The 24,344-nt window shown below is 65.7% G+C and carries 19 protein-coding genes and 1 pseudogene; 14 read left to right on the forward strand and 6 right to left on the reverse strand.

Annotation, left to right across the window (positions count from 1 at the left end):
* Positions 1 to 135: 135 nt before the first annotated feature.
* The 3 genes from KOI47_RS32625 to KOI47_RS32630 all read left to right on the forward strand — a co-directional run bounded on the left by KOI47_RS32625 (position 136) and on the right by KOI47_RS32630 (position 5,535).
* Entirely contained in the window at positions 136 to 4,239 is a 4,104-nt protein-coding gene (locus KOI47_RS32625; RefSeq protein WP_216210926.1) for a DUF7507 domain-containing protein, read from the forward strand.
* A gap of 590 nt (positions 4,240 to 4,829) precedes the next feature.
* The gene (locus tag KOI47_RS36565) at positions 4,830 to 4,973 is read left to right on the forward strand and encodes a nucleotidyl transferase AbiEii/AbiGii toxin family protein (RefSeq protein ID WP_408629871.1); all 144 of its coding nucleotides are present in this window, start codon (positions 4,830 to 4,832) and stop codon (positions 4,971 to 4,973) included.
* A 310-nt stretch (positions 4,974 to 5,283) separates the two neighbouring features.
* A complete protein-coding gene (locus tag KOI47_RS32630) occupies positions 5,284 to 5,535 on the forward strand; it encodes a hypothetical protein (protein ID WP_216210928.1) in 252 nt (83 codons plus the stop codon).
* A gap of 826 nt (positions 5,536 to 6,361) precedes the next feature.
* On the opposite strand, the gene KOI47_RS32635 is transcribed toward KOI47_RS32630, so the two are convergent.
* Positions 6,362 to 7,609 (reverse strand): cytochrome P450, encoded by a 1,248-nt coding sequence (locus KOI47_RS32635; protein ID WP_216210929.1) that lies wholly within the window; start codon positions 7,607 to 7,609, stop codon positions 6,362 to 6,364.
* Positions 7,602 to 8,801: an MAB_1171c family putative transporter gene (locus KOI47_RS32640; RefSeq protein ID WP_216210931.1), complete on the reverse strand. Its 1,200-nt coding sequence runs from the start codon at positions 8,799 to 8,801 to the stop codon at positions 7,602 to 7,604. Before KOI47_RS32640 ends, KOI47_RS32635 begins: the two co-directional genes overlap by 8 nt.
* A 292-nt stretch (positions 8,802 to 9,093) precedes the next feature.
* On the opposite strand from KOI47_RS32640, the gene KOI47_RS36010 reads away from it, so the two are divergent.
* The 3 genes from KOI47_RS36010 (at position 9,094) to KOI47_RS32655 (ending at position 11,860) form a co-directional block, all read left to right on the forward strand.
* Positions 9,094 to 9,336, forward strand: coding sequence for a hypothetical protein (locus KOI47_RS36010; protein ID WP_232376403.1), 243 nt, complete (start codon positions 9,094 to 9,096; stop codon positions 9,334 to 9,336).
* A 941-nt stretch (positions 9,337 to 10,277) separates the two neighbouring features.
* A complete protein-coding gene (locus tag KOI47_RS32650; protein ID WP_216210935.1) occupies positions 10,278 to 10,742 on the forward strand; it encodes a helix-turn-helix domain-containing protein in 465 nt (154 codons plus the stop codon).
* A gap of 263 nt (positions 10,743 to 11,005) precedes the next feature.
* Positions 11,006 to 11,860, forward strand: coding sequence for a hypothetical protein (locus tag KOI47_RS32655; RefSeq protein ID WP_232376404.1), 855 nt, complete (start codon positions 11,006 to 11,008; stop codon positions 11,858 to 11,860).
* Positions 11,861 to 12,153: 293 nt separating this feature from the next.
* Here the strand turns inward: KOI47_RS32655 and KOI47_RS36570 are convergent, their stop codons facing one another.
* From KOI47_RS36570 to KOI47_RS32675, 4 genes and pseudogenes are all read right to left on the reverse strand, one after another.
* Complete coding sequence (locus KOI47_RS36570; RefSeq protein WP_408629872.1) at positions 12,154 to 12,297, reverse strand: IS3 family transposase; 144 nt, start codon at positions 12,295 to 12,297, stop codon at positions 12,154 to 12,156.
* The gene (locus KOI47_RS32665) at positions 12,239 to 12,862 is read right to left on the reverse strand and encodes a DDE-type integrase/transposase/recombinase (protein ID WP_216210939.1); all 624 of its coding nucleotides are present in this window, start codon (positions 12,860 to 12,862) and stop codon (positions 12,239 to 12,241) included. The genes KOI47_RS36570 and KOI47_RS32665 overlap by 59 nt, the downstream gene beginning before the upstream one ends.
* Positions 12,863 to 12,867: 5 nt before the next feature.
* Positions 12,868 to 13,293: a transposase gene (locus KOI47_RS32670; protein ID WP_216210941.1), complete on the reverse strand. Its 426-nt coding sequence runs from the start codon at positions 13,291 to 13,293 to the stop codon at positions 12,868 to 12,870.
* 172 nt (positions 13,294 to 13,465) lie between these two features.
* Positions 13,466 to 13,729 (reverse strand): annotated as a pseudogene (locus KOI47_RS32675) (transposase); the annotation flags it as partial.
* 63 nt (positions 13,730 to 13,792) lie between these two features.
* Between KOI47_RS32675 and KOI47_RS36575 the strand changes: the two are divergent.
* The 8 genes from KOI47_RS36575 to KOI47_RS32715 all read left to right on the forward strand — a co-directional run bounded on the left by KOI47_RS36575 (position 13,793) and on the right by KOI47_RS32715 (position 24,338).
* Positions 13,793 to 14,026, forward strand: a complete 234-nt coding sequence (locus KOI47_RS36575) for a transposase (protein ID WP_408629873.1) — start codon at positions 13,793 to 13,795, stop codon at positions 14,024 to 14,026.
* Positions 14,027 to 14,596: 570 nt separating this feature from the next.
* Entirely contained in the window at positions 14,597 to 16,462 is a 1,866-nt protein-coding gene (locus KOI47_RS32685; RefSeq protein WP_216210946.1) for an AfsR/SARP family transcriptional regulator, read from the forward strand.
* Positions 16,463 to 16,525: 63 nt separating this feature from the next.
* Positions 16,526 to 18,037: a pyridoxal phosphate-dependent decarboxylase family protein gene (locus KOI47_RS32690; protein WP_216210947.1), complete on the forward strand. Its 1,512-nt coding sequence runs from the start codon at positions 16,526 to 16,528 to the stop codon at positions 18,035 to 18,037.
* Positions 18,038 to 18,169: 132 nt separating this feature from the next.
* Positions 18,170 to 19,309 carry a fatty acid desaturase gene (locus tag KOI47_RS32695; protein WP_216210948.1) on the forward strand — a complete coding sequence of 380 codons (1,140 nt, stop codon included), beginning with the start codon at positions 18,170 to 18,172 and terminating at the stop codon, positions 19,307 to 19,309.
* Positions 19,310 to 19,343: 34 nt separating this feature from the next.
* Positions 19,344 to 19,781 (forward strand): cobalamin-dependent protein, encoded by a 438-nt coding sequence (locus KOI47_RS32700; RefSeq protein ID WP_232376406.1) that lies wholly within the window; start codon positions 19,344 to 19,346, stop codon positions 19,779 to 19,781.
* 101 nt (positions 19,782 to 19,882) lie between these two features.
* Positions 19,883 to 21,205: a methylaspartate mutase gene (locus tag KOI47_RS32705; RefSeq protein ID WP_232376407.1), complete on the forward strand. Its 1,323-nt coding sequence runs from the start codon at positions 19,883 to 19,885 to the stop codon at positions 21,203 to 21,205.
* Positions 21,202 to 22,635 (forward strand): aspartate aminotransferase family protein, encoded by a 1,434-nt coding sequence (locus KOI47_RS32710; protein WP_216210950.1) that lies wholly within the window; start codon positions 21,202 to 21,204, stop codon positions 22,633 to 22,635. Before KOI47_RS32705 ends, KOI47_RS32710 begins: the two co-directional genes overlap by 4 nt.
* Positions 22,632 to 24,338: a carbamoyltransferase N-terminal domain-containing protein gene (locus KOI47_RS32715; RefSeq protein ID WP_216210951.1), complete on the forward strand. Its 1,707-nt coding sequence runs from the start codon at positions 22,632 to 22,634 to the stop codon at positions 24,336 to 24,338. The genes KOI47_RS32710 and KOI47_RS32715 overlap by 4 nt, the downstream gene beginning before the upstream one ends.
* Positions 24,339 to 24,344: the final 6 nt, after the last annotated feature.

Here is a 24,344-nt window from a genome sequence, read left to right on the forward strand (position 1 = left end):
CTGGATGGACACTCAATGTTGAAACTGATCACCCGTCAGGGGGTTTCTGGCTTTTCATGCACGTTCCACCGTGCTCCGCGACAAGAAGCGTGTGAGTATTCGCCTGTCTCGTTGTTCTGGTGAGGTGGGTGTCTCGTGTCAGTTCTGGGCAGGTTCGGTCGGTTGGTGGTGCTCGTGGCGATCGCCGCGGGCAGCTTGATCGTGGGCACCGGGTCCGCCCCAGCCGGGGTGGTCGAGCCGTTCGACCTTTCCTTCAACAAGGTCGTCTACGGCGACTTCGTCTACGCGGGCAACGGTGCGCTGCGCTGCCCGGTCGCCGGGGACGGTGCGCCCACCACCGGAACCGGCAACACCCCGGCGGCCTGTGCGGACACCGCAGCCCGCGGGGACATCCGGGTCAATGACAACTTCTTCATGCAGTGGGCCGACGTGGACGCCGACCCGGCCACGTTCAACTCCAGCCGCGCCGCGGTGACCATCCCGCCAGGGGCCAAGGTCGAGTTCGCCCGGCTGAACTGGGCCGGTCACACCGGCGTCTACATCAACCGGCCGGGCTCCCCCTCGCCGGTCCGGATGTGCCAGAGCCGCAACTCCGACACCGCGGCCGTCCTGCCGCCGGGCAGCCCGGCCCAGCAGCAGGTCCGGCTGGACGTGGGCGGCCGGTCCATCGACGTCGCCCCTGCCTCCTACACCGAGGACCCGTCCTCGACCTTCAGCGGCGCCGCCCAGTACTACTCCGCCCATGCCGACGTCACCGCCGCGTTCGCCGGGACGCCTACCGGGTCCGCCGTGGACGTCACCGTCGGAAACGTCTGGGCGCCGAAGGGGTTCGGCTGCATGGGCGGCTGGTCCGTCGCGGTCGTCTACTCCTACGCCGAGCGCAATCCCGAGTACGCCCCCAGCAAGCGGGAGGTGTTCGTCTACGACGGGCACGTCCGGCAGAACAGCTCCGACCCGACGACCACCACGACGATCAGCGGCTTCCGCGCGGCCGCGGCCGACGCCAGGGTCGCGGTCACCGCATACGAGGGCGACTGGGGCATCTCCGGGGACAGGTTCCTCATCAACGACAACGCCACCCCGGAACCCGCGACCAGCGGTATGGACAACTACTTCGTGTCGAACGCCGACGGCGCGACCGCGCCCGCGGTGGCGAACAACTTCAGCGTGGACGCCAAGTCCTTCGGCACCGCCGCGATACCGGCCGGGGCAACGAGTGCCCGGCTCGGCTTCGGCACCAGCGGTGACTCCTACCTGGCGCAGAACCTCGTCTTCTCAACGTCCGTGCCGGAGTTGCAGATCAGCAAGACCGCCGCCCCGCCGGTGGTGCACGAGGGTGATGAGGTGACCTTCACGATCACGGTCACCAATCCCAGCGGCGCGCCCGCCCGCGACGTCCGGGTGACCGACCAGTCGTATCCCGGGTGTGCTCGGGAGATCGGCACCCTGGCGGGCGGCGCCAGCCACAGCCATACTTGCACGACCACCGCCAGTGCGGACGACGTGACCAACACGGCCACCGTCACCGGCACGTCCGCGCTGGACGATCCGCTGGAAGGCACCGCGAACGCCACAGTGGACGTCATCAACCCCGCCATCGGGATCACCAAGACGGCCGACAAGCCCGCCTACCGCGCCGGGGACACCGTCACGTTCACCATCACCGTGACCAACACCGGTGACACGCCGCTGGATCCGGTCACCGTCGCCGACGAGCGGACTCCCGGCTGCGCCCGCACGCTGGGTGCCCTCGAACCCGCCGGGCAACACACGTTCACCTGCCAGGCGACCGCACCGATCGCCGGTGACCTGAACAGCGCCACCGCCACCGGCACCGACCGGCTCGGCAAGTCCGTTACCGCGACCGACGACGCCCCGGTGCCGCCGATCGACCCGGCGATCGAGGTCACCAAGGCCGCCGACCCTGAGGTCGTCCGGGCAGGTGAACCCGTCACCTGGACGGTCACGGTGACGAACACCGGCGACTCCCCGCTGGACCCGGTGACCGTCACCGATGACGTCACCGCCGCTTGTGGCCGAACCCTGAACGGCCCGCTCGAAGCGGGCGCGACGCGGCAGTACACCTGCACCGCCAACCTTGGCCAGACGACGACGAACACGGTCACTGCCGACGGCACCGACCGGTCCGGTCAGCACGTCACCGACACCGCGCAGGCGACCGTGACCGTGGTCAACGCGTCGCTGACCATCCAGAAGGAGGCCGAACCCGGCACCGTGCGGGAGGGTGATCCGGTCACTTTCACCATCACAGTGACCAACAGCGGTGACACGCCACTTACCGACGTCACCGTCGCTGACGAGCGGGCTCCCGGCTGCGCCCGCACGTTCGACACCCTTCCCGCCGGCGCGGTCGAGAGTTACGAGTGCACGACGACCGCACCCGCGGAGGGCATCGTCAACACCGCGACGGTGACCGGCACCGACCCGACGGGCCGCCCGGTCACCGCGTCCGATGACGCCGAGGTGGCGGTGATTCACCCCGGAATCGCGATTACGAAGGAGGCCACTCCGTCCCAGGTGCGCGAGGGGGACACCGTGACGTTCACGATCGTCGTGACCAACACCGGCGACGTGCCGCTGACCGAGGTCACGGTGATCGACGACCGGACCGAGGGCTGCGCCCGCACGCTGGCCCAGCCCCTGGGACCGGGCGACAGCGAACGCATCGAATGCACCACGACGGCCGCTGCGGAAGGCGTCACCAACACGGCCACGGTGACCGGCAACGACCCGACCGGGCGCCCAGTGACCGCCACCGACGAGGCGAGCTTCACCGTGCAGCAACCAGGTCTGGGGATCGTGAAGGACGTCAATGGCGGACCGTTCCGGGCCGGTGACCAGGTGACATTCACGATCACGGTGACCAATACCGGTGACGTGCCGCTGACCGCCGTCACGGTGGCCGACGAGGCGGCCCCTGATTGCGCCCGCACCATCCGCACGCTCGAGTCCGGCGCGGCAAGAACCTATGAATGCACAATGACGGCCCCGGAGGACGACACCACCAACATGGCGATCGTGACCGGCACCCCGCCGACCGGCCCGCCCGTGGACGACACGGCGGACGCGGACGTCGACGTGGTCCATCCCGGGATCACGGTCACCAAGGACGCCTCGCCCACGCAAGTCCGGCCGGGCGACACCGTCACTTTCACCATCGTCGTGACCAACACCGGCGACACCACGCTGACCGGCCTCACCGTGGCCGACGACCAGGCGGCCGACTGCAACCGGATTCTGGACGAACCCCTGGAGCCCGGTGCGTCTGTGCGATACGAGTGCGAGATCGTCGCCCAGCGGGACTTCACCAACACCGCCACCGCGCGCGGTTCCGACCCGACCGGCCGCGAGGTCACCGGAACCGACGACGCCGAGGTCGACGTAATCGGGCCCGGGATCACCGTCACCAAGATCGGGCCCGCCAAGCCGCTGCTGCCCGGCCAGGCCGCCGCGTTCACCGTGGCCGTCACCAACACCGGCGACGTACCGCTGACCGACGTGACGCTGGACGATCCGGTCGCCCCTGGCTGTTCAGTGAACGTCGGCACGCTGGCGCCAGGCGAGTCCGCCGCCCCAGTGACGTGCCAGTTGCTCATGGGCGACGAGGACCGCACCAACAGTGTGACCGCGAGCGGGAACGACCCCACCGGAAGGGCCGTCACCGACATCGACTCCGCCGTGGTGACGGTGGCAGAACCGGGCATCGAACTGACCAAGGAGGCGACACCGGCCGTCGCGAAGCCGGGAGCCACGATCACCTTCACGATCACCGTGACGAACACCGGCACCGTGGACCTCACTACGGTCCGGGTAACCGACCCGACCGTGCCCGCCTGCGACCGGACCTTCGCCCTGCTGCCGGTAGGCGAGCAGCGCGACTGGACGTGCACCGTCACGGCACCGACTTCCGGAACACTGGGCAACACGGCGGCGGTGAGCGGCGAGCCGGACACCGAAGTGCCCGGCGACCCGGTTGTCAGCTCCGACACGGCGCAGGTCCGAGTTGAGGAGCCGGACCAGCCGGGTGTCCCCGAGCCCCCGGACGGCTCGGACCGGCCGACCCCAGGCTCAGGACCGGACCGGGGCTCGCTAGCCGACACCGGTGTCGACCCGGTGCCGACCAGCCTGCTTGGCACCGGCCTGCTCCTTGCCGGGGCCGCCCTGGTGCTGCGGGTAGGCAAACGTCGGCAACACCGCCGGGGACACGAGCAGGCGTAGCCGCGACCAGGCGCGTCCGACGAAGAGTGCCGATCTTCGGTCCGCGATCCAGGCGGACTATGCGGAAGTGACGGCGTGGCATGCGCCGTCGCCGTCGACGCGGGCAATGATCCGGCTGGCGTGGATGCAGATGGCGGTTCGGTGGCGTCGCTGACGGCGGACAAGCCTGCCACCAGCGAGGTCCCGGATCCGTCATGGACGATCTGGATGCGAGGCCAGGCTGATGACGGAACTGCGGTTCTACGGTAGTTGCGCAGATCAGTGATGAGCAGACGGGTGCAGGGGCTGGACTCCCATGGGGCACCGGCGGCCAGGACTGCGGTCACCGCGGCGGCGGGCAGCGCGGAGCGGCACTTCTTAGCTGGCGGCCAGCACTGCAGGCGTTACGCCGTTATCTGGAGCGTCGGGAGTCGCGGCCGGCGCATCTTCTGGAGTACGCGCGTCAGCTGGGTGTGGAAGGCCCGGTGGCGAGCGCGGTGGACGTGGTGTTGAGCTGATGCCTGATCCTTCTCGCGCCACCATCGCGGGCGCGGTGTTCCAGGACTTGCGCAAGCTGGCCCGCGCAAGGGCGCGGCACCGATGAGCTGCTGGTGTTCTATGTATTAGAACGCTTCCTCTACCGGTTGTCCCGATCACCGTACGCCGACCACTTCACTCTCAAGGGCGGATTGCTGTTGGCGACGCTGGACGCGCGGCGGCCGACTCGGGACGGCGACCGGGACCGGCCAGGGTGAGCGCTAGCTGAGTGGCGCCTGGAAGGCTTAAGCACCGATCTCGACGGGATCGGTGAGGGGTATCTGCGGCTTCGGTACTCGGCAACACCAGAGGGATCGTGATCATGGACCTGGGTTTCAAGGTTAATAGCATGGAAGACATCCACCCGGGGCACCCGCATACCGGGGCAACCCGCACAGATGAGAGGGCAGGACAATAGGTATCTACGTATCGGTCAGGGGATGGCTTGAGTGCGACGAAAAGCAGCGCACGGCCATCCAGGAGGTCATCTCTTCGCACGACGACGGCTTCTACACAGGCGGCTGGTGTATGCCCACCAAGCCCGTCAACTGGACCTGCTACATCTTTTACGGCGGCGACATCCGACAGCAGGCGGTTGATTGGCTGCTCGACCAGCTCAGGGCCATCGCACGGCTCCCAGCCTCCGACGCGGACGATGACCTCGTCCGGGGGATGTTCCTCGCCAGCCACGAGATCGACGGCATGAGCGAGTGGCAGATCCGCGGAGGCCAGGTGCACATCACGTCGGCTGACGACCGATACCGCTACCTGGATGACTAGCGCCGCCCCACCCCATTCCGAGAGTTCGGATATCTGATGTCGCCAAAACATCTCGCGGAGGCACAGCGCGACCAGGTGCGTACGGCCACGAGCAACGTGTTCGCGCTGCAGACGGCCAAGGCCGACGACTCAGCAGATCAGCAGGCTGACCGGGCTTGGTGGGCCGCCTGGGGCTCGAACCCAGAACCTACGGATTAAAAGTCCGCTCTTATATAAGTGACGCCGAGTATCACATGGTGCCGCCTGGTGTCACGTGGTCCACATCGGCGCAGGTAGAAACGAGAGCCGTTCATCTTCGAGTGCCGCCAAGTGTCGTCCAGTGTCGGGCAATGTTTCGACACAGGAGCATCCAGGGAGCACCGCTCCGGCGGTCACGGGGCGGGCGAGTCGCCCGCTGTTGGAAGAGTTGCCTCTTTCGTGAGGTCTGCTGCCGCTTGGCGGATCTCTTGTTCGATTCCGGCCCGGTCGGGGAGGTTGCTTCCCGGGCGTCCATGAGTTCCCTGAAGACAGCGAGCTGGTGGGCCTTGTCGTGGAGGTCGCGTCCAGCGTACCAGATCTTGGTGGCGCCCTGGTAGGGAGCCAGGGCGTCGTTGGTGATCTTTCGGGCGGTGTCCTGGATGTGAACGTCGGCGACGAGTTGCGGGGTCAGGGTGGGCGGGCCAAGGCTCTGGACGGCGTCGTCGAAGAGGGGACGAGTTCCGCGACCGCCCGGACGACGTCGTGGGTGACGCGCCGGGCCTTTATGTCTGGCTTCTATCAACTTGTCTGCCCTGGTTGGAATGGTTCAACTATTCCGTTGTTCGAGATTTATGCATGTTGCTGGTCGTCAGTGTGGTGCAACGGGTAGGTCGGTGAGGCCGCGTAGGGTCACACTGTTCTTCCATTGTGGCTGCGTGGTCATGCGGAGTGTCGGGGCTTGCTGGGTGAGTTCCTTCAGTGCGATGCGGGCTTCGAGGCGTGCGAGGGGAACGCCGAGGCAGAAGTGGATGCCGTGCCCGAAGGTGAGGTGACGGGTCGTGGTGCGGATGATGTCGAAGCTGTCGGGGTCGGGACAGACGGCGGGATCACGGTTGGCCGCGCCGATGAGGACGAGTACCCGAGTTCCCGCGGGTGCAGGAATGCTGCCGACGGTCGTGTCCTCCAGCGCGGTGCGGAGGGTGAGCTGGACCGGTGGGTCGTGGCGCAGGGTTTCCTCGACCGCCTGTTCGGCGAGGGTGGGGTCGGCGGCGAGGGCGCGGTGCTGGTCGGGGTGGCGGAGCAGGGCGAGTACGGCGTTACCGATCAAATTGGTGGTGGTTTCGTGCCCGGCGACGAGCAGCATGGTGAGGGTGACCAGGAGTTCGTTCTCGGTCAGCGTATCGCCGGCGTCGGAGACGGCCACTAGGGCGGAGACGAGGTCTTCGCCCGGCTGGCGACGGCGGTGCGCGGCTACATCGCGGAAATAGGTGATGAACTCGTGGCGAGCCTGGGCCGCGGGCTCGCGGACCTCGGGCGGCAGGAGAAACGCCGGGTCGATGGCATTGGCCATGGCACGTGACCATTGGGCGAATTGTTCGCGGTCGGCGGCGGGCACGCCGAGCAGTTCGCTGATCACGATGATCGGGAGCGGTTGTGCGAGCACGTCGATCAGGTTGGCTTCGTCGGCCTCGACGAGGTGGCGTACTAACTCGGAGGTGATCTGCTCGATCCGCGGGGTGAGCTGGTCGACCATGCGTGGAGTGAAAGCGGTGGAGACTAGACGGCGCAGGCGGGTGTGGTCGGGTGGGTTGAGGTTCAGGAAGGCTCGCACGACGCGGCCCTGGTCGTCGAGCAGTTCGCGGGGATCGGCGGTGTCACCCAGGTACTCCGGCTCGGGATGCCCGAACCGCGGATTCCGCAGGATCTGGGTGCATTCGGCATGTCCGCTGGCAACGAGTAGCCCTTCAGCCGCGCGCGCCGCGGGGGCGTGTTCACGCCACCGCCGGTAGAGGGGATAGGGGTCCACCCTGTGCTCGGCTCCCAGCAGCGCACCGACCCCACCCGGGACCGACGGGAACGCGGTGCTGCCGGGAGCAGACGACTCGTTCTCAGACATGCCCGCCATCTTCCACCATGGCGTCATGTCGGCGGACGCGTGCCCGGCTATCGACTGCTGGGGTCGGGTGCTGTGCGAAGTGGTGCGCGACGTGCTCGAGGAAGGTCACGGCAGCCGCGAGGTTGTTGCCGGTGGCTGGTGCGGCTAGCGCGTGCCCGGTGTGGGAGGCGGTGTCCTGGTGGTGTCGACGTTGCAAGGCATCGTGCCAGAGCGCGGCTTCGACTGACGCAGCCAGTTCGTCTCCGCGCAGTCCGTGTCGGTCACCGGTTTCGAAAGCGCGGCGGGCAACGTCGGGATCGAGGAGGTGGCGGATCCGTGAACGGCCATCCCAAATCTCGATGACTCGTCGATGCAGCAGGAATTCCGCGTCCCATGACGGTGGTGTGACCGGCAGCCGTATGTCGGGGTAGGCCGCGCAGAACGCCGCCCACAATGGTTCCAGCCGCCGAGCGGAACGCCGGTACCGCGTCCACTGGCGGAGTGCCGATAGGCGAGGGCCCCACGCGGGCATTGTGACGCCTGCCAAGCCTAGGATGACGCCGAGCGCGATCGGGACAATCTCGATGTCTGTCGAGTACGGCGGTTGGATTTCGAGTGCGGGCAAGACGACGAACGTGGCATGGTGCGCCGCGTACACCATGGTGAACCAGCAGGCGATGGTCAGCGTGCTGAGCCCACGGCGTAACCAGGGCTTGTCGGCGATACGTGACCATCGTCTGGCTAGTAAGGCGATCGCCACCATGGCGACCGCAAGGCCTCCGTTGTAGAGCAGGACTGTGGCTAGCGCCCAGGGTTGGTGTTGATAGTCGAGATGAAGGAAGTCTGGCTTCTCGAGGACAACGCTCACCGCGAACGCTAGGAGCATTGCAATGGTGAGCGCAACCAGTACGCTGATGTGCCACCGACCTGATCGCCAGTCGTGACCGCGCTCGGAGATTGAGAGCCAAAAAAACACCTCGACAGCCAAAAAGGAACCAAGAATGAATATATGCTGGATGGCGAAATTGGCGTCCGGCGGGAGAAATGACGTGATGTTGGGTCCACACGTCATGGCCAGGGTCAAAGAGAGGATTCCGCACCACAAGGCCCACTTTGCGGGCTGGCGTGGTGACCGGAGAAGGTCGCGAAGCCGATAGAGCGAGACCAGCGTGCCGAACGCGATGAGAAAGTACTGAATAGTGGCGCTAAACATGCCCGGACTTTCCCATGCCTTCCGCTAGTCGATCGACTGTTTCGGCGGGTGTGCCGCTCAACTTTCGTGGTGGGGGAAGTAGTCGGCGGCCGGCTGCTTTCCAAATCAGTGACGCGACCAGTTCTGCCTCTAGTTCTTGCCGATCGGTATAAGACTCTCGATGAAGCTTCACCGGAGAAGCACCCTCGTCCGCGTCCGATGTTGGCGACAATCCGAGGGCACGCGCCAGTCGGGGATCAAGCGGACGATCCTTTACGGCTGCTAGGTCGGTCCCGTGGTGACCCATCAGCATGTGACCAAGTTCGTGAGCGATGATCTGTTCCTGATGCAGTTCGGTCGTATTCTGGTCGTAGATAATGACATCGACGCTCCGCAGGGCGATCCAGATGCCGACCGGACCGCCACCTGGCATACTGTAAGGAACCAACTCCAGCGCCCGCCCCCGATATCGGGCTACATCCTTGCAGAACGCATTGATACTCCACGGCTGGGACACACCGACCTCCCCCAGGAGAGTTCTGATGCGCCGACGTAACCGTGCATACTGCTGTAGGCGCCTGAGCGGACCGAGAAGCCTGGTCAGGCTCGTGCCTATCATCTCACTACGTCCTTGCTCCGGGATCGACCGGTGTGCCTGAACAATCGCTGGTTGCGGCCCTTCACCGCCGTTTCTTAGCATGTTCCGGGATCCAGACTGAAGACATGCTGGCGCTGTTAGCGATGTTGCTGACGAGGCGTACTCCGAACGGAGTACGCCTCGTTGTCTGATGTGACCCCCTTGCACGGCGCCGTGGCCAGGCTCCGCGAGCAGGGCGTGACCGGGCCGACCGACAACGTCAGGGGCTGGTTTGACGTGTCCAGGCCGCCCGGGACCGCGATCCGCACCCGGGGTCGGGACCGGTCCGGTGCCCCGGGTGAATCTGACAGCTCGCGCCTCCAGGCCGCAGCCGCGTGGCACTGCTGCCAGACACGAGGCACCCACCGGTGGTGCGGCTGATCACTGACGAGATGGCTGATCTCACGGACTGTCGCGTGCCAGGCCCGCCGAGCACTGCGCACACGGACCGACACCACAGCCGGGCATGTGGGTGCGCCCTGGACGAGTTCACCCCACCTGCTGCAGCGCACCGACGCCATCGTGACGAAGACCCGGTACCGGCTGATGAGTCCGCCCGATCCGGACGTCCGCCTGCTCCGCTGCGACCGTCTGGGCATTCCGTCGAGTTCGGCTACGCGGCCCAAGCCGTTGATGACGCCGGGCGTGGGTCGACGACCAGTGTCGACACAGAACTGCACGGCCAGGACCTGCGTACCGTCACCATGCATGCCCATCACCACAGCCTCAATGAGATCAACGGTCATACCCGACCTCGGCCCATCAGGTCGAGGTCGGGTATGACCGACGCCACGGGAGGCTCAACTCTAGGATACTGCTTGCTGTCAGTGGTATAGTTCAGTTGACTCGGAGGAGGTCCGGTGGCTGGTAAGGGTGGTGATACATTCGCGGACCGACTCAACTATTTGATTGAGAATGTCTACCCTGCTCATCATGGCCCATGGAGCAATGCTGAGGTCTCTAAAGGGATTACCGAACAGGGAGGTCATTTAAGCAAGGCTGCTATAGGCAAATTGCGTAAAGGTGAGAATGTCAACCCGACTCTTGCGACGATTCGCGCCCTGGCAAGATTTTTTGGGGTCCCTACTTCATTCTTCACCGATGAAGACACGCACTCAACAGAGGTCGACATTGCGCTTGCCGTGCTCGAGCGGGACGCAACAGTAACAGACACAATGCTACGTATGGGCCAACTATCGGAGCAGAGCATAAATATCATTGCAGATCTTAGTCAAACGTTAATTAACTTCGAAGAATCACATTCGAAGGCGTCTAGTTCGAAGTCGGAGCAGCAGAATAATGGAGATTATCAGAAAAGAGGCTAGCGCGCCTCAGTAGTCGCGCACTGTGCTGGGGGATGGTTGTGTCGTAAATACATGACAACAAAAGAGGGGGATGTGTGTCGAATAGCACTTCGACCGAGCGGGAAGGAAGTGTAATCGATGAGCCCGACCTGTGTTGGAGGACACGGCAAGACACACAGGTCGCCGAACCGACGACAGCGGTGATACCGGTTGACTCGCTGCTGCCAGCCGATTCACCGCGTGTGGGTGGGGAAGATATTGAGCATGTTCGTACTCTCGCAGAGTTGGACGATGATTTCCCTGCGATAATCGTGCACCGCTCCACCATGCGGGTGATTGACGGTATGCATCGGCTGCGTGCCGCCAGGGTTCGCGCCGCAAGCCACATCAAAGTGCAATTTTTCGATGGCAGAGACGAAGACGCGTTCGTACTCGCGGTCGAGTCAAACAGCAAGCATGGGCTACCTCTGACACAGATCGATCGAACCGCCGCAGCAGCACGTATCATCGACACCCATCCGCAATGGTCCAATCGAGTGATTGCGTCATTGACCGGATTGGCCGATACGACCGTGGCGGCTATGCGACAGCGTTCGACTGCGAACGAACCGCAGTCGAACAGGCGGATCGGCAAGGACGGGCGATCCAGACCAGTTAACGCTGCCGAGGGGCGTCGACGAGCAAGTGATTTGATTGCCCAAAACCCGAATGCCTCCTTACGTGAAATTGCGGCGGCCGCCGGCATCGCGGTCGGGACTGCACGTGACGTGCGTGAACGCATGCGCGCTGGGACGGATCCAGTCCCGGTTCGGCTACGTCAAGCTGAACAAGGAAAGCCTTCTAATGGGCATCGCAAGTCAATAGATAAGGAGCAAAGTCCACCATCCGGTACCAAATCAGCTGCCGGGTCAACGCTGCACAACCTCAAGAAAGATCCTTCTCTGCGAATGACCGAGGTGGGACGTACTTTACTTCGACTCCTTGACATACACTCCATCGATCCGGAGGCCTGGAAAAGACTCGCCTCCGGGATACCGGCACACTGCAACAATGCCGTCGCGCAAGCTGCTCGACGATGCGCCGAAAACTGGGAGAACTTCGCGCAATTTATTGAATCGGAAACGTGCGACAGATATTAGTCAGGCTGCCAGCTCCAAATTCTATGATCACGGAGTTCCGGTCTCGGCCGCAGGTCGGTGGTGTGGTGACGTTGCCTGATCGCGACGTTACCGTGATTGTGTACGTGCTGGCCAGCAGGTGCTCCTGGCAGGGTCGTTGCCCTCGTTCGGGCCGCTCAGCCCGCGTACCGGAGCTTCGGCCAGTGGACCGACGCCGGGTTGTGGAGCAGAATCCATTTGCCGTGCTCGACGATTTGGGTCGCAACGAGAAATATTGGTCTTCCCCGGGTTTCGCGGAGTCGTATTACTGGGCTTCATGCCACGATGGTCGTGTTCTCGTACTCTATCGGGGTCAGCATGCCGATGCTGCTGTGGCGTCGTTGTCGGTTGTGCCAGATCTCAAGGTACCCGAAGATCGCGTTGGCCAACTCGATGCGGATGCCAGCGTTGGCGGTCAAGCAACTCGACCTGCATGCGGGACCAGAACGACTCCATCATCGCACTGTCGTAGCAGTCACCGACGCTGCCCAGGGACGGAACCAGCCAGAATCCTTGGCACGCTTGGTAAACGCCCATGATCCGTATTGCACACCCTGGTCGGAGTGGATGATCGCCCCCAGCAGACGGGGTGCGGGTGTCGATCGCCATGCCGAGCGCGTAGGTCACCAAAGCGGCCGTGGGTGAGGAATCGATGGACCAGCCGACCACCCGACGCGAGTAGACATCGAGCACGACCGCGCAATCGACTTTCCCCTCGCGAGTGTGGTGTTCGGTGATGTCGATGGCCCACTTACGATTCGGTGCCCCTGCCGTGAAGTCACGTTTGACCCAGTCCCGAGCGATCTCATCCGGCTTGGCGCGTTGCCACTTCGGCCGGCCCATGGCCCCGGCAAGCCCGGCTCGGTGCATGAGCATCTCCACCGCACCATGCCCGACCACGACGCCACGGCCCAGCCGCAGTTCGGCGTGCACCCGGCGGCTGCCGTGGATACCGTGCGAACTCTGATGAATCTCGGTGATCACCTCGGTCAGCCAGGCGTGCCGGATCGACCGGGCTGATTAGTGGCCGGGATCGCCAGTCGTAGAAGCCGGACTCCGACACCCAAGTACCCGGCAGGCCACCTGGATCGGCAGGCCTTCCTCAGCCATCGCCGCGATCGCAGCGTACCGAGCTTTTGGGGCACCGCCTCCTTCAGCAACTTCCCGGCCCGCCGGTGCACAGCCAGTTCGGCCTCCAACTCGGCGATACGCTGCTTCGCCGCGGTCAGCTCGGCCTTCTCAACGCTGCTCAGCCCGGGTTCCAGCCCGCGATCGATCCGATCCTGCCGCCTCCAGGTGTAGATCGACCGGTCGCTGATACCCAGATCACGCGCGACGTCGGCAACCCTGCGACCGGCCTCGACCAAGTCCAGCACCTTCCATCGGAACTCCGGCGGATACCCACGCCGTCCCATACCACCCTCTCCTTCAAGATCGAGTGGCACAAGAATCCAACAACTCGCCTCCGAAGAAGCCGGGACACACCACTCCCATTCCTTGAGGAGAATGGCGTCATGGCACGATCTTCACGGCACCCGGCTGAGAGAGTGGGGTCTGTAACGGAATCGGTGGGTTCGGCATTGCTGGCTAGTACTTCTGTGCGCTCGGCCAACGGTCACCGAACGTGGTCGCGAACGCGTTGAGCGCTGGCTTCCACCGCATCGTCCACCTCGCCTGGCCCTTGCCGGTCGGGTCGAGCGAGCGGGTGACCAGGTACAGACACTTCAGCGCGGCTTGCTCGGTCGGGAAGTGACCTCGTGCCCGCACGGCCTTACGACACCGCGCGTTCAGCGACTCGATCGCGTTGGTGGAGCACAACACACGCCTAATTTCCGGGTCATAGTCCAGAAACGATGAGCTGCGTGAGAGGGCGACGCGGATGGCGTTGGCGGGATCGCGGCCGAGGGGCGGCGGATGGCAGTCATCCGCCGGGTCGCGGGCCAGTTGGATGTGCACCCGGAGGCGTTGCGGACATGGGTCAAGCGCGCCGAGATCGACGCCGGCACGGCGGCCGGCCGCACCAGCGACGATGCTGCACGGATCGCTGAGCTGGAACGTGAGGTGCGTGAGTTGCGGCGGGCGAACGAGATCCTGAAAACGGCCTCGGCGTTTTTCGCCGCCGCGGAGCTCGACCGCAAGACCAAATAGACCTTGACGTTTCCGCTCGTCGGAGGGAGGTTCCGCTCGCGGTGGTCATCGACTATATCGACGGCCACCGTGAGCGTGTTGTTGAGGGGAAGAAACTCTGGGTCGAGCCGATCTGCGCCGTCTTGAACGATGCGGGTGTGCAGATCGCCCCGAGAACGTATTGGACAGCGAAGAAACGCGCGCCGTCGAAACGCGTTCTTCGCGATGCGGAGCTGCTCACCGAGATTGAGCGTCAAACATCCGTCGTTTCGCATGGCACCACCCGGTTGGCCCAAAGATCATCGAAGTCAGCCTGGAAGCACCCGCGCTGTGATCTACTGTGTTCCGGAGGGCCTTTCGTCTTCGCGTGTCGGCGAGTGTTTCGGGCTCGGCTGGCCAGGTGTCTTACCCGCGGTCGACCTCGGCCGAGGGGCGGGCAGGCCAGACCCATCCTGCGGCGCGATGGCGGCAGGGACATGAAGGACGGGTTCGCCGCATCGTTGCGGCCGTAGTTATCAGGGGGAACACTTGAAGTTAGGGGCTGACAATGTCCACAACCGAAGTGCAAGACCAAGTCACGACCCAGGCGGGATGACGGGGACGTTTCAGCAGCCGGACCTCGTGCAGGAGGCCGCCCCACGGTTGAGGATCCTCGGCCCGCTCGAGGTGGAAGGCTTGGCCGCGCCTGTACATGTCACTGCGCCCCGTCAGCGGGTCCTCCTCGCTATGCTACTTCTCGGCGCCAACCAGGTGATCTCGAACGACCGGCTGGCCGATGCAGTGTGGGGTGGCTCCCCACCGAACACCGTCCGCAGTCAGATCCAGATCTGCGTGGCTGCGCTGAGACAACAGCTCGCCGAGACGCGGCTGGGGACTTGCATCGAGACCAAGCCACAAGGCTACCTGTTGCGCACAGCAGACCACGAGCTCGACGCTCATATCTTCGAACGTTTCGCGGAAGCCGGGCACATCGCGGCCAAGCACGGGGACCACATGAGTGCCTCGGCGGCCTACCGCAGTGCGCTGGCGCTATGGCGAGGCACTCCGCTAGAGGACATTGACAGCCCGGTAGTACAAGCTGCGCTGGTCAGGCTCGTCGAACAGCGCATGACAGTGATCGAGGACTGTTTCCGGGTCGAGCTCGAGCTGGGCCGTCACCACCAGCTGATCGGTGAGTTGAAACAGCTTGTCGCCCAGAACCCGCTGCGCGAACGGCTTCGTGTTCTGCTCATGCTGGGCCTGCACAGGGCAGGCCGCAAGGCGGAGGCGCTGGAAGAGTACCTGGCGGCGCGCCGGGTCCTGATGGACGAGCTGGGACTCGAACCCAGTCTGGAACTCCGTGAGCTCGAACGAGGCATCCTCGCTGACGATCCTGGACTTATGCTGCCCGCCGACGTCGAGGTCCGAGTGCCGAGGTCCTCAGCGCCCTCAATGCTGCCCTCCGACATCTCCGATTTCACGGGTAGGGAACAGTTCATGGCACGGTCGCGCCAGTACCTCGTTTCAGCCTCGCATACACGCGCGACACCGATACTGGCGATCACGGGTGGCGGCGGGGTCGGTAAGTCGGCCGCAGCCGTGCACCTGGCCCACCAGGTGACGACCGCGTTCCCCGACGGTGTGCTCTACGCGGACCTCGGCGGCTCGTCCGACCGGGCCGATGCCTCGGAGATCCTCCTGCAGTTCCTCCGCGCCCTTGGCGTACCCGACGAGAGGATTCCTGCCAGGACTGCGGAGCGCGCCGCGCTGTATCGCACGACGGCCACCGGTAAACGCGTGCTCGTCCTGCTCGACGACGCCGTCGACGAGCGTCAGGTGGAGCCATTGCTACCCGGGCACCCCAGCAGTGGCGTGGTCATCACCAGCAGAGCGAGGCTTGTCGGCCTGCCGGGAGCCCGCCTGTTCTCCATGGAAGCACTGGATAGGCACGACGCGCTGCGACTGCTCGGCACCCTGGTCGGGCGGGAGCGGGTTGCCGTCGAACCCAAAGCCGCCCAGGAGCTGGTGGAAAGGTGCGACGCGCTTCCCCTGGCACTGCGGATCGCCGCCACGCGCCTCACTGTCCGGCCACATTGGACTATTGAGCAGATCGTGCGACTGCTCGCCGACGGAACGAGGCGGCTGGACGTGCTGGCGCACGGCGGTCTCAGCGTCCGCGCGAGCATCGAGGTGACGTACCGTCGGCTCGACGCCCAGGCCAAACGGCTCTTGCTGAGGCTCGCCTCGCTGGAGGATTCGGAGTTCGACGCTGGTACAGCGACATCGCTGCTGGGACTCGATGAGCTCGAAGCGACGAACATCCTCGAAACTCTGGTGGACGCCTACCTGGTGCGTGTCGTACGAGGTACCGCTGGGGAGACAAGGTACCGGCTCTCTGGACTGGTCAGAGCGTTCGCCGCCGAGCCCCAGTCGGTGCAGGGTAGGGCGGCCCGACAAGCTCGTGACCCTGCAGCGTAGCAGGAGATGCCGACGATTGCGGAACGATACCGCTTCAAAGGACCGACCCGCTGTAGTGTAGGCATGGTCGCGAACAGAAACTTGTGGGAGACCGGATATCTTCCTGCCGGTGGTGCCGATGGCTTGGAGCGTCTGCGTGAGCTGGTGAACGGCGGGCTAGACATCTTGCGCGACACCGCCAGCCGCCGCGTCGGACCCGTGGCGCCCGGCGGTCCGGCCGGGGTGGCGGCGGCCGCTGCGGAGCTGTTCAGGCGGCTGGATCCCGCAGGCGGCAACCGCGATCGCGACGCCTTCGGCGACCTCGTGCGTGCCTACGCGACCTGGTCCGTCGACCTCACCCATCACGCCGCCGTGGCCCGTATGCAGTGCGCGCCGGCTGTCGAGGCCGCAGCGGCCGACCTCATCGCGACCGTCACGAACCAGTCGCTGCATGCCTGGGAGAGCGGCCCGTTCGCGCTGGAACTGGAGCGCTGGCTCGTCAGCTGGCTCGTCGCGCTCGTGGGCTACGATCCCGGGGCTGGCGGAACGTTCACTGCGGGCGGCAGCGTCTCCAACCTCATGGCTCTGCTGCTGGCCCGCGACCACAACCTGTCGCGTCGAGTGGGTGCCGCGACTTTCCGCGACGGAGTCACCGGGTTGGGCGTGCGCCCGGTCGTGCTCTGCACTGCGGCCACCCACTTCTCGATCGCGCGGTCGGTCGGGATCGTGGGGCTGGGTTCCGGTTCGATCCTGCGGGTGCCCGACGACGAGAAGGGCCGGATGATCCCTGATGCGGCGGACCGGATGCTGGCGGAGCTCCCGGACGACCGGCCCCCGGTCGCACTGGTGGCCTGCGCGGGTACGACGGACTTCGGCGAAGTCGATCCCCTGCCCGAACTGGCGGCCATCGCCCGCAGGCATGGCGTCTGGCTGCACGCGGACGCCGCGTACGGGGGCGGTGCACTATTCTCTCAGCGGCTGAAGACAATGCTGACCGGCATCGAACAAGTCGACTCGATCACGCTGGACCTGCACAAGTTCGGCTGGACGCCTGCATCGTCAGGCGTGTTCCTGGTGCGCCGTGCGGAGTTCCTCGACTCCTGGTCGGGGCAAACGACGACGCTCAACGCCGATGACGACAAGGTCGCAGGCTATTACGGCCGCTACGAGTCCTCCTTGCAGGCCACCCGCCGCGTCGACGCTCTCAAGATTGCCACGGTACTGCTCACCTTGGGAGAACAGGGCCTGGGCGACATGGTCGAAGCCTGCCATCGACAGGCTCTGCACGCCGCGCGGCGCATCCTCGGCGAGCCTCGCCTCGAACTGGCGGCCGAACCGGCGCTCAGCACGGTCGTCTTCCGCTACCTGCCTGAATCCGCGGGTGACGCGGACGCGTTCAACGGCGAGCTACGGCGACGCCTTATGGCCGAGGGAAAGGTGCTCATGGCCAGGACACGCGTGCCACGTCCCGATGGAGACCCGGTGTTCCTGAAGCTCATGCTGCTCAACCCGGAGACGACCAGTGACCAGATCGACGAGATCGTCGCGGATGTGCTCGCCGTCGCGGCACGAATGGAGACCGCCGTCCCCGCGTAGCCAGCGTTGCGACAGTTTTCTCAAGGACAGCTTGCCCAGACAGGAGGTGGTTCAGACATGAGTTCGCAGGTTTCGGATGGAGTTGAGCTCATGTCCTCCTACCGTAAGGACCCAGTTAGAGAGTCGATGACAGTGCTGCCCGCGGTGTTCGCCCTGCCGCTGACCCTGCTCACCGGGAAACCACACGCCGGGCAGCGGCCGTTCCGCATCACCCCCACAGTTCACCTGGTGAACGCCATGCTGTCGGTGTCCTCCGGTCTCGCGCTGTCGGCCGGAGCGCTCGCCTGGACGGGATGGTGGCTGTTGCTGCTGTTACCAGGATGGGCCATGACGCTGCACGGCATCCGCAACCTGCGCATGATGATCTTTCACCAGTGTGCGCACCGGAACATGTGGGGACGCCGGAAGCTCGACGCACTTCTGGGCCGTGTCCTGTCGGCACTGCTGCTGATCCAGCATTACGACACGTACAGCGCCGAGCACGTGCGCGACCACCACGCGCTGCACCACATGACCTTGCGCGACCCCACGGTGCAGGCCTTCCTGCTGACCCTGCGGCTGAGACCCGGCATGACCCGCCGACAGATGTGGCGTATGGCGATGGCTAAGACATTCTCCCCGGGCTTCCACGCTCGCTTCTTCGTCGCCCGGATCTGCTCCTACTGCAGCGCGGCGACCCGCATCGAAAGGACTGTCTTCCTCTGCTCCGTACTCACGCTGGCGGCACTGGTGTCGTGGCTGGGGCTGTGGACATTCGTCCTGGTCGCGTGGCTGCCACCCGGGACGGTGTTCTTCCAGATGAGCAACGTGCTGCGGCTCTGCGTCAAGCACACCTTCCCCGCCGCCGGGGTGACCGAGCGGCGCGGCAGGGACTACTTCGCCGGTCTGACCAACGCCATCTTCCTCGGTGAGGCGGCGCCCGCCCCCGGCCTGGCGTGGCCGAAACGGATGCGCGCCTGGGCGCGGTGGTGGCTGCGTATGGCGTTCGTCCATTTTCCGGCGCGCTACCTCGTGCTGACCGGCGACACGGTCTGTCACGACTTCCATCACCGGTATCCGATGAGCAACAACTGGGCGAACTACATCTTCGCGAGGGAGGCCGACTTCACCAAGGGACATCCCGGTTGGCCGCCCTACCGGCACGTGTGGGGCCTCGCTGCAGGAGTCAACGTGGTGTTCGACTCGCTCGCCGCAGCCGATGCGACCGAATACGACCCGGAACGCCTGACCGCGGTGAACAGGCGCGACCTGTTCCTAGCCTTCGACGACTGACCGACTGCGGCATGACGCCCCCAAGGAGGACGATATGACTGGCGAGGATAGGCAAGGGGCGCCCCTGGTGATCCTCGGGGTGGCGGAGAGCGACGCGCACGCGGTGGCGAACCGCCTTATCGAGATGTACTTGCGGGCGCAGGGGTATCTGGTGGTCAACCTCGGAGTCTGCACCCCGCTCACCGACTTCGCCGACGCGCTGGCCGCGCACCCAGAGGCGGTGGCCGTCCTGATCGGGAGCCTCAACGGGCACGCCTACGACGACCTGCGTGACCTGCCGGCACTGCGCGCCGCCGGCTGGCTGGACCGTCCAGTCGTCGTGGGGGGCAACCTGTCGGTCGACGGCGCGGAGGGGCATGCAGGGCTCCACGCGCTCGGTGTCGATCACGTGGCCCGCGACGAGCACGAACTGCTGGCTCTGCTCGATCAGCTGTGTTCGCCGGTGGCTCGGTCCCTGGGTGAGGGGCGATGACGGGTCTGTGGGAAGGTCTAGACCTCCCGGCCGAGTTGGTGCGGAACCTGCCCGCTGAAGCAGACACACTGGCCCACGCACGAGCCATCCAACTGCGTCCCGTGGATGTGCTGCGGGCAGCCGACGCGTCCGGCCGGCCGGTGATCCAGCCGCGCTGCGGGGTCGGTGGACACCAGCAGATGGTGGACCTGCTCCGCGACCTGGAGCGAGTGGATTCCGCGATCCTGTCGGTCACCATCGACTCCTACACCAGGCTCGGCCGGTTCGGGTCGGCCGAGCGGCTACTCCACGACCGGCCCGCCGACCTCAACGGATACCCGCTGGTGGCGCACGGGTGGCAACGCGGCCGGGACCTGGTCTCGGCCGTCGAGACTCCGCTGGAGGTGCGGCACGGGTCGCCCGACGCGCGGCGTCTGTTCGCGGTCAGCGTCGCCTCGGGAATCCTGTCCTTCGAGGGCGGCGGCCTTGGGTACAACCTGCCGTACTCGAAGAACGTGCCTTTGAGCACGTCGCTGGACGCGTGGCGCCGTGTCGACGCCTCGTGCGGCTTGCTCTCGCGCGAAGGTGTCATCGTGGACAGGGAGCTGTTCGGAACGCTGACGGCCGTGCTGGTGCCGCCCTCGATCAGCCTGGCGGTCACCATGCTGGAGGCCCGCGCCGCCGCTGGGGAAGGCGTCACCTGCCTCTCGATCGCCTATCCGCAAGGCGGCCAGGTGCACCAAGACGTCGCGGCGCTGCGGGCGATCCGCCCGCTCGCCCGCCGGTACGTGAGCGCGGAGGTCGAGGTCTACCCGGTACTCCACGAGTTCATGGGTGCCTTCCCCCGTACGACGACGGCCGCGGACGCGCTGATTCTCCACGGTGGACTCGTCGCCAGGCTCGGCGGGGCGACGAAGATCGTCAGCAAGACCTCGCAGGAGGCGCGACGGATTCCGGACGTGGTGGCGAACGCTCACGGTGTCCGTACCGCGGCGCTCGGTGCGTCGAGCCTGTTCGACTTCGTCGAAGTCGACGAGGCGCGTGTCGCTGAGGAGCAGTACTGGATCGAGCGCGAGGTCGCCGAGTTGGTCGAGCCCGTCCTGGATGACGGCGATCTGACCGGAGCCATCGAGCGGGCTTTCCGCGCGGGGCGGCTAGACGTACCGTTCAGTGCCAGCCTCCACGCCAGGTCGGACGTGGTGCCGTGCCGCGACCGGTACGGCGCGATCCGGTACGGCACCCTTGGAGCACTGCCATTCTCCGGCGCGGCCTTGCGTCGGAACGCGGCCTCGCTGGCCGAGAGCCCGGAGCCCCGCGACGGGCGTTCCCAGTCACCGATTGAGCGGGTGTCCGCCGATATCAACTACTTCGTCAACCTGGACGGCACCCGCCCCAGGCCGTTGCCCGCCGTCCCTTCCCCACCGTTCGCGAGAAAGTCACGATGAAGGTGCCATCGACTCCGAAAAACGACCAGGCGATCTCTCCGGCGGAGCGCGACCGCCTGGTGCGTGAGGCGCACCGTGCCCACGTGTTCCAGCCCTGGTCGGCACAGGCGCATGTCGCTCCGTTCCCCGTGGCCGGGGCGGAAGGCCGGTACTTCTGGGATCACCAGGGCAACCGGTATCTCGACTTCTCCTCCCAGTTCGTCAACCTCAACATTGGGCACGCCCATCCGAAGGTCGTCGCCGCGATCAAGGAACAGGCCGAACGGTTGTGCACCATCGCGCCGCACTTCGCCAACGAGCAGCGGAGCGAGGCGGCTCGCCTTATAGCGGAGCTGACGCCGGGAGACCTCACCAAGATCTTCTTCACGAGCGGTGGAGCGGAGGCCAATGAGCACGCGGTTCGCATGACGAGGTTGTTCACGGGGCGGCACAAGGTGCTTTCCGCCTACCGTTCCTACCACGGTGCCACCTCCACGGCGATCCACCTCACCGGCGACCCCAGGCGGTGGCCCAACGACACCGGGGCGGCTGGCGTCGTGCACTTCGTCCCGCCCTACCTCTACCGCTCGGCCTTCGACGCCCGCACGGAGGCGGAGGAGTGCCGAAGAGCGCTCGACCATCTCGAGCAGATGATCTGTTTCGAGGGGCCGCGGACGATCGCGGCGGTGATCCTGGAACCAGTCATCGGCACGGGTGGCGTGCTCGTCCCGCCTGCCGGATACCTGCCGGGCGTACGCGCCCTGTGCGACGAGCACGGCATCGCGCTGATCGTCGACGAGGTCATGACCGGCTTCGGGCGTACCGGCAGGTGGTTCGGCGTCGATCACTGGGATGTCGTTCCCGACCTGCTGACCTTCTCGAAGGGAGTCAACTCGGGCTACGTGCCGCTCGGCGGGGTGGCTATCACGGCGCGTATCGCGGACTTTTTTGCCGACCGGCCCTACCCCGGTGGGCTCACCTACTCCGGCCACCCGCTGGCGTGTGCGGCCGCGGTCGCAGCCACGCGGGCGATGGCCGACGAGCGGGTAGTCGAGCACGCCTCCTGGCTGGGCGAGCAGGTGCTGGGCCCGGGGTTGCGGGATATCGCCGAGGCACATCCGTGCGTGGGCGAGGTTCGCGGGCTCGGTGTCATGTGGGCCATCGAGCTCGTTCGCGACCGCGATACGCGGGAAATGCTGGTGCCCTACGCGGCCACGGGTACCGACACGGCTCCGGTCGACGAGGTCATGGCCGAGTGCCAGCGCCGCGGGCTGTGGCCCTTCGCCAACTTCAACCGCGTGCACGTTCTTCCGCCGTGCAACACCACGGAAGACGAGGCACGGAAGGGCCTCGGCATGCTCGACGAGGCACTGACGGTGGCCGACTCCCGGGTGACGGCGGGATCGCGACGCGGCCGTCCGCGGGGACCGAGAACAGGAGACATCGAATGATTATCTGTGGTCTCAAGCTGACCCACGACGGGGCGGTCGCGCTGCTCGACGGCGACCGGTTGGTGTTCAGTGTGGAAATCGAGAAACTTGCGAACAACCGGCGGTACAGCGACATGCCTGATCTACGGGTGATTCCGGAGATCCTCGCGTCGTTCGGCTGCCGGGTCGCCGACGTCGACGAGTGGGTGATCGACGGATGGGATGGCGACGTGAGCAGGGACCTCGAGCTCGCCGACCATGGGAGGGCGATCACGCTCACCGTCGGCCCGTACCGCGAGTCGGCCAGCAGCCCCTCGCTGACGAGCCCGAGCCTCACGGGCCAGTTCACCATCGACGGAAAAGAATTGGTCTATACCAGTTATCCACATGCGGCCGGCCACCTCGCCGGAACCTACTGTTCGAGTCCCTTCGCCGACCGGGGTGAACCGTCCTTCGTGCTGATCTGGGACGGCGGCCTATTCCCCAGGCTCTACTGGGTCGACCCGGACCGCGGTGTGGACAACGGAGGCGAGCTCTTTCCGTTGATCGGGCACGCGTACGCCATGGCGGGACTGAGTTTCGGTCCCTTCCGCGGCTTGCCTCAGAAGACCAAGACGGACGAGCTGTCTGTGGCCGGCAAGCTCATGGCCTACATCGCGCTGGGAAAGGCCGATACGCCGGTGATCGACGTGCTGCGCGAGACGTTTCACGAAACCTTCGAAAGCAAGACACCGGAGGCGGTGCGCTACCGCGAAACGATCGGGGGTTTCGGCAGCCTCTTCGAACCGTCCCGCGCGCCGGTGAACGCGTTCCTCGGCAAAGTGCGAGACCGCGTTGAGGCCCTCGGTGTCCCGGACGAGGACGTGCTGGCGAGCTTTCACCAGTTCCTGGAGGAGCTGCTGGTGGAGCGGATCGAGGCGAAGGTGCGCGAGTGGAAGGGGGATGGGCCGTGGAACCTGTGTTTCGCCGGAGGTTGTGCGCTGAACATCAACTGGAACAGCGCGCTGCGCGCCCGTTCCCTGTTCGGTGAAATGTGGGTTCCGCCGTTTCCTAACGACTCCGGATCGGCGCTCGGCGTCGCGACGCTGGGCATGATCCAGCACCGCGGAATCGGTCCGATCACCTGGCATCCCCAGTCAGGGTCGGCTCTGGGGCCGGTCACGGAGGTGCCATGCGGCTGGACCTCCCGTCGCGCCGCGGCGGCGGAGGTGGCCCGGTTGCTGCACGAGTCGGGTGAGCCCGTAGTCGTGCTCGAGGGCAGGGCCGAGCTCGGCCCGCGGGCGCTCGGCGGCCGCAGCATCATCGCGCCAGCAGCGGACCCGGCGATGAAGGACAGGCTCAACGACATCAAGAACCGCGAGTCCTACCGTCCCGTGGCGCCGATCTGCCTGGTCGAGGAGGCGCCGAAGATCTTCGACCCGGGCACGCCCGATCCGTACATGTTGTTCGACCACGATGTCCGTGAAGGCTGGGCGTCGCGCATCCCGGCCGTGATCCACCTCGACGGAACGGCCCGGCTGCAGACCGTCTCCTCCGACGACTTCCCCGAAATCGCCGCCCTGCTCGCCGAGTACCACAAGCTCTCGGGGATTCCCGTGCTGTGCAACACGAGCGCGAACTTCAACGGCAGCGGTTTCTTTCCCGACGTCGCCTCAGCGATCGAATGGGGCCGGGTAGCCCGGGTCTGGAGCGAGGGCGTCCTGTACGAGCGGACCGGGAGTTGAGTGGAG

The organism is Amycolatopsis aidingensis, from assembly GCF_018885265.1.
Classification (GTDB): domain Bacteria; phylum Actinomycetota; class Actinomycetes; order Mycobacteriales; family Pseudonocardiaceae; genus Amycolatopsis; species Amycolatopsis aidingensis.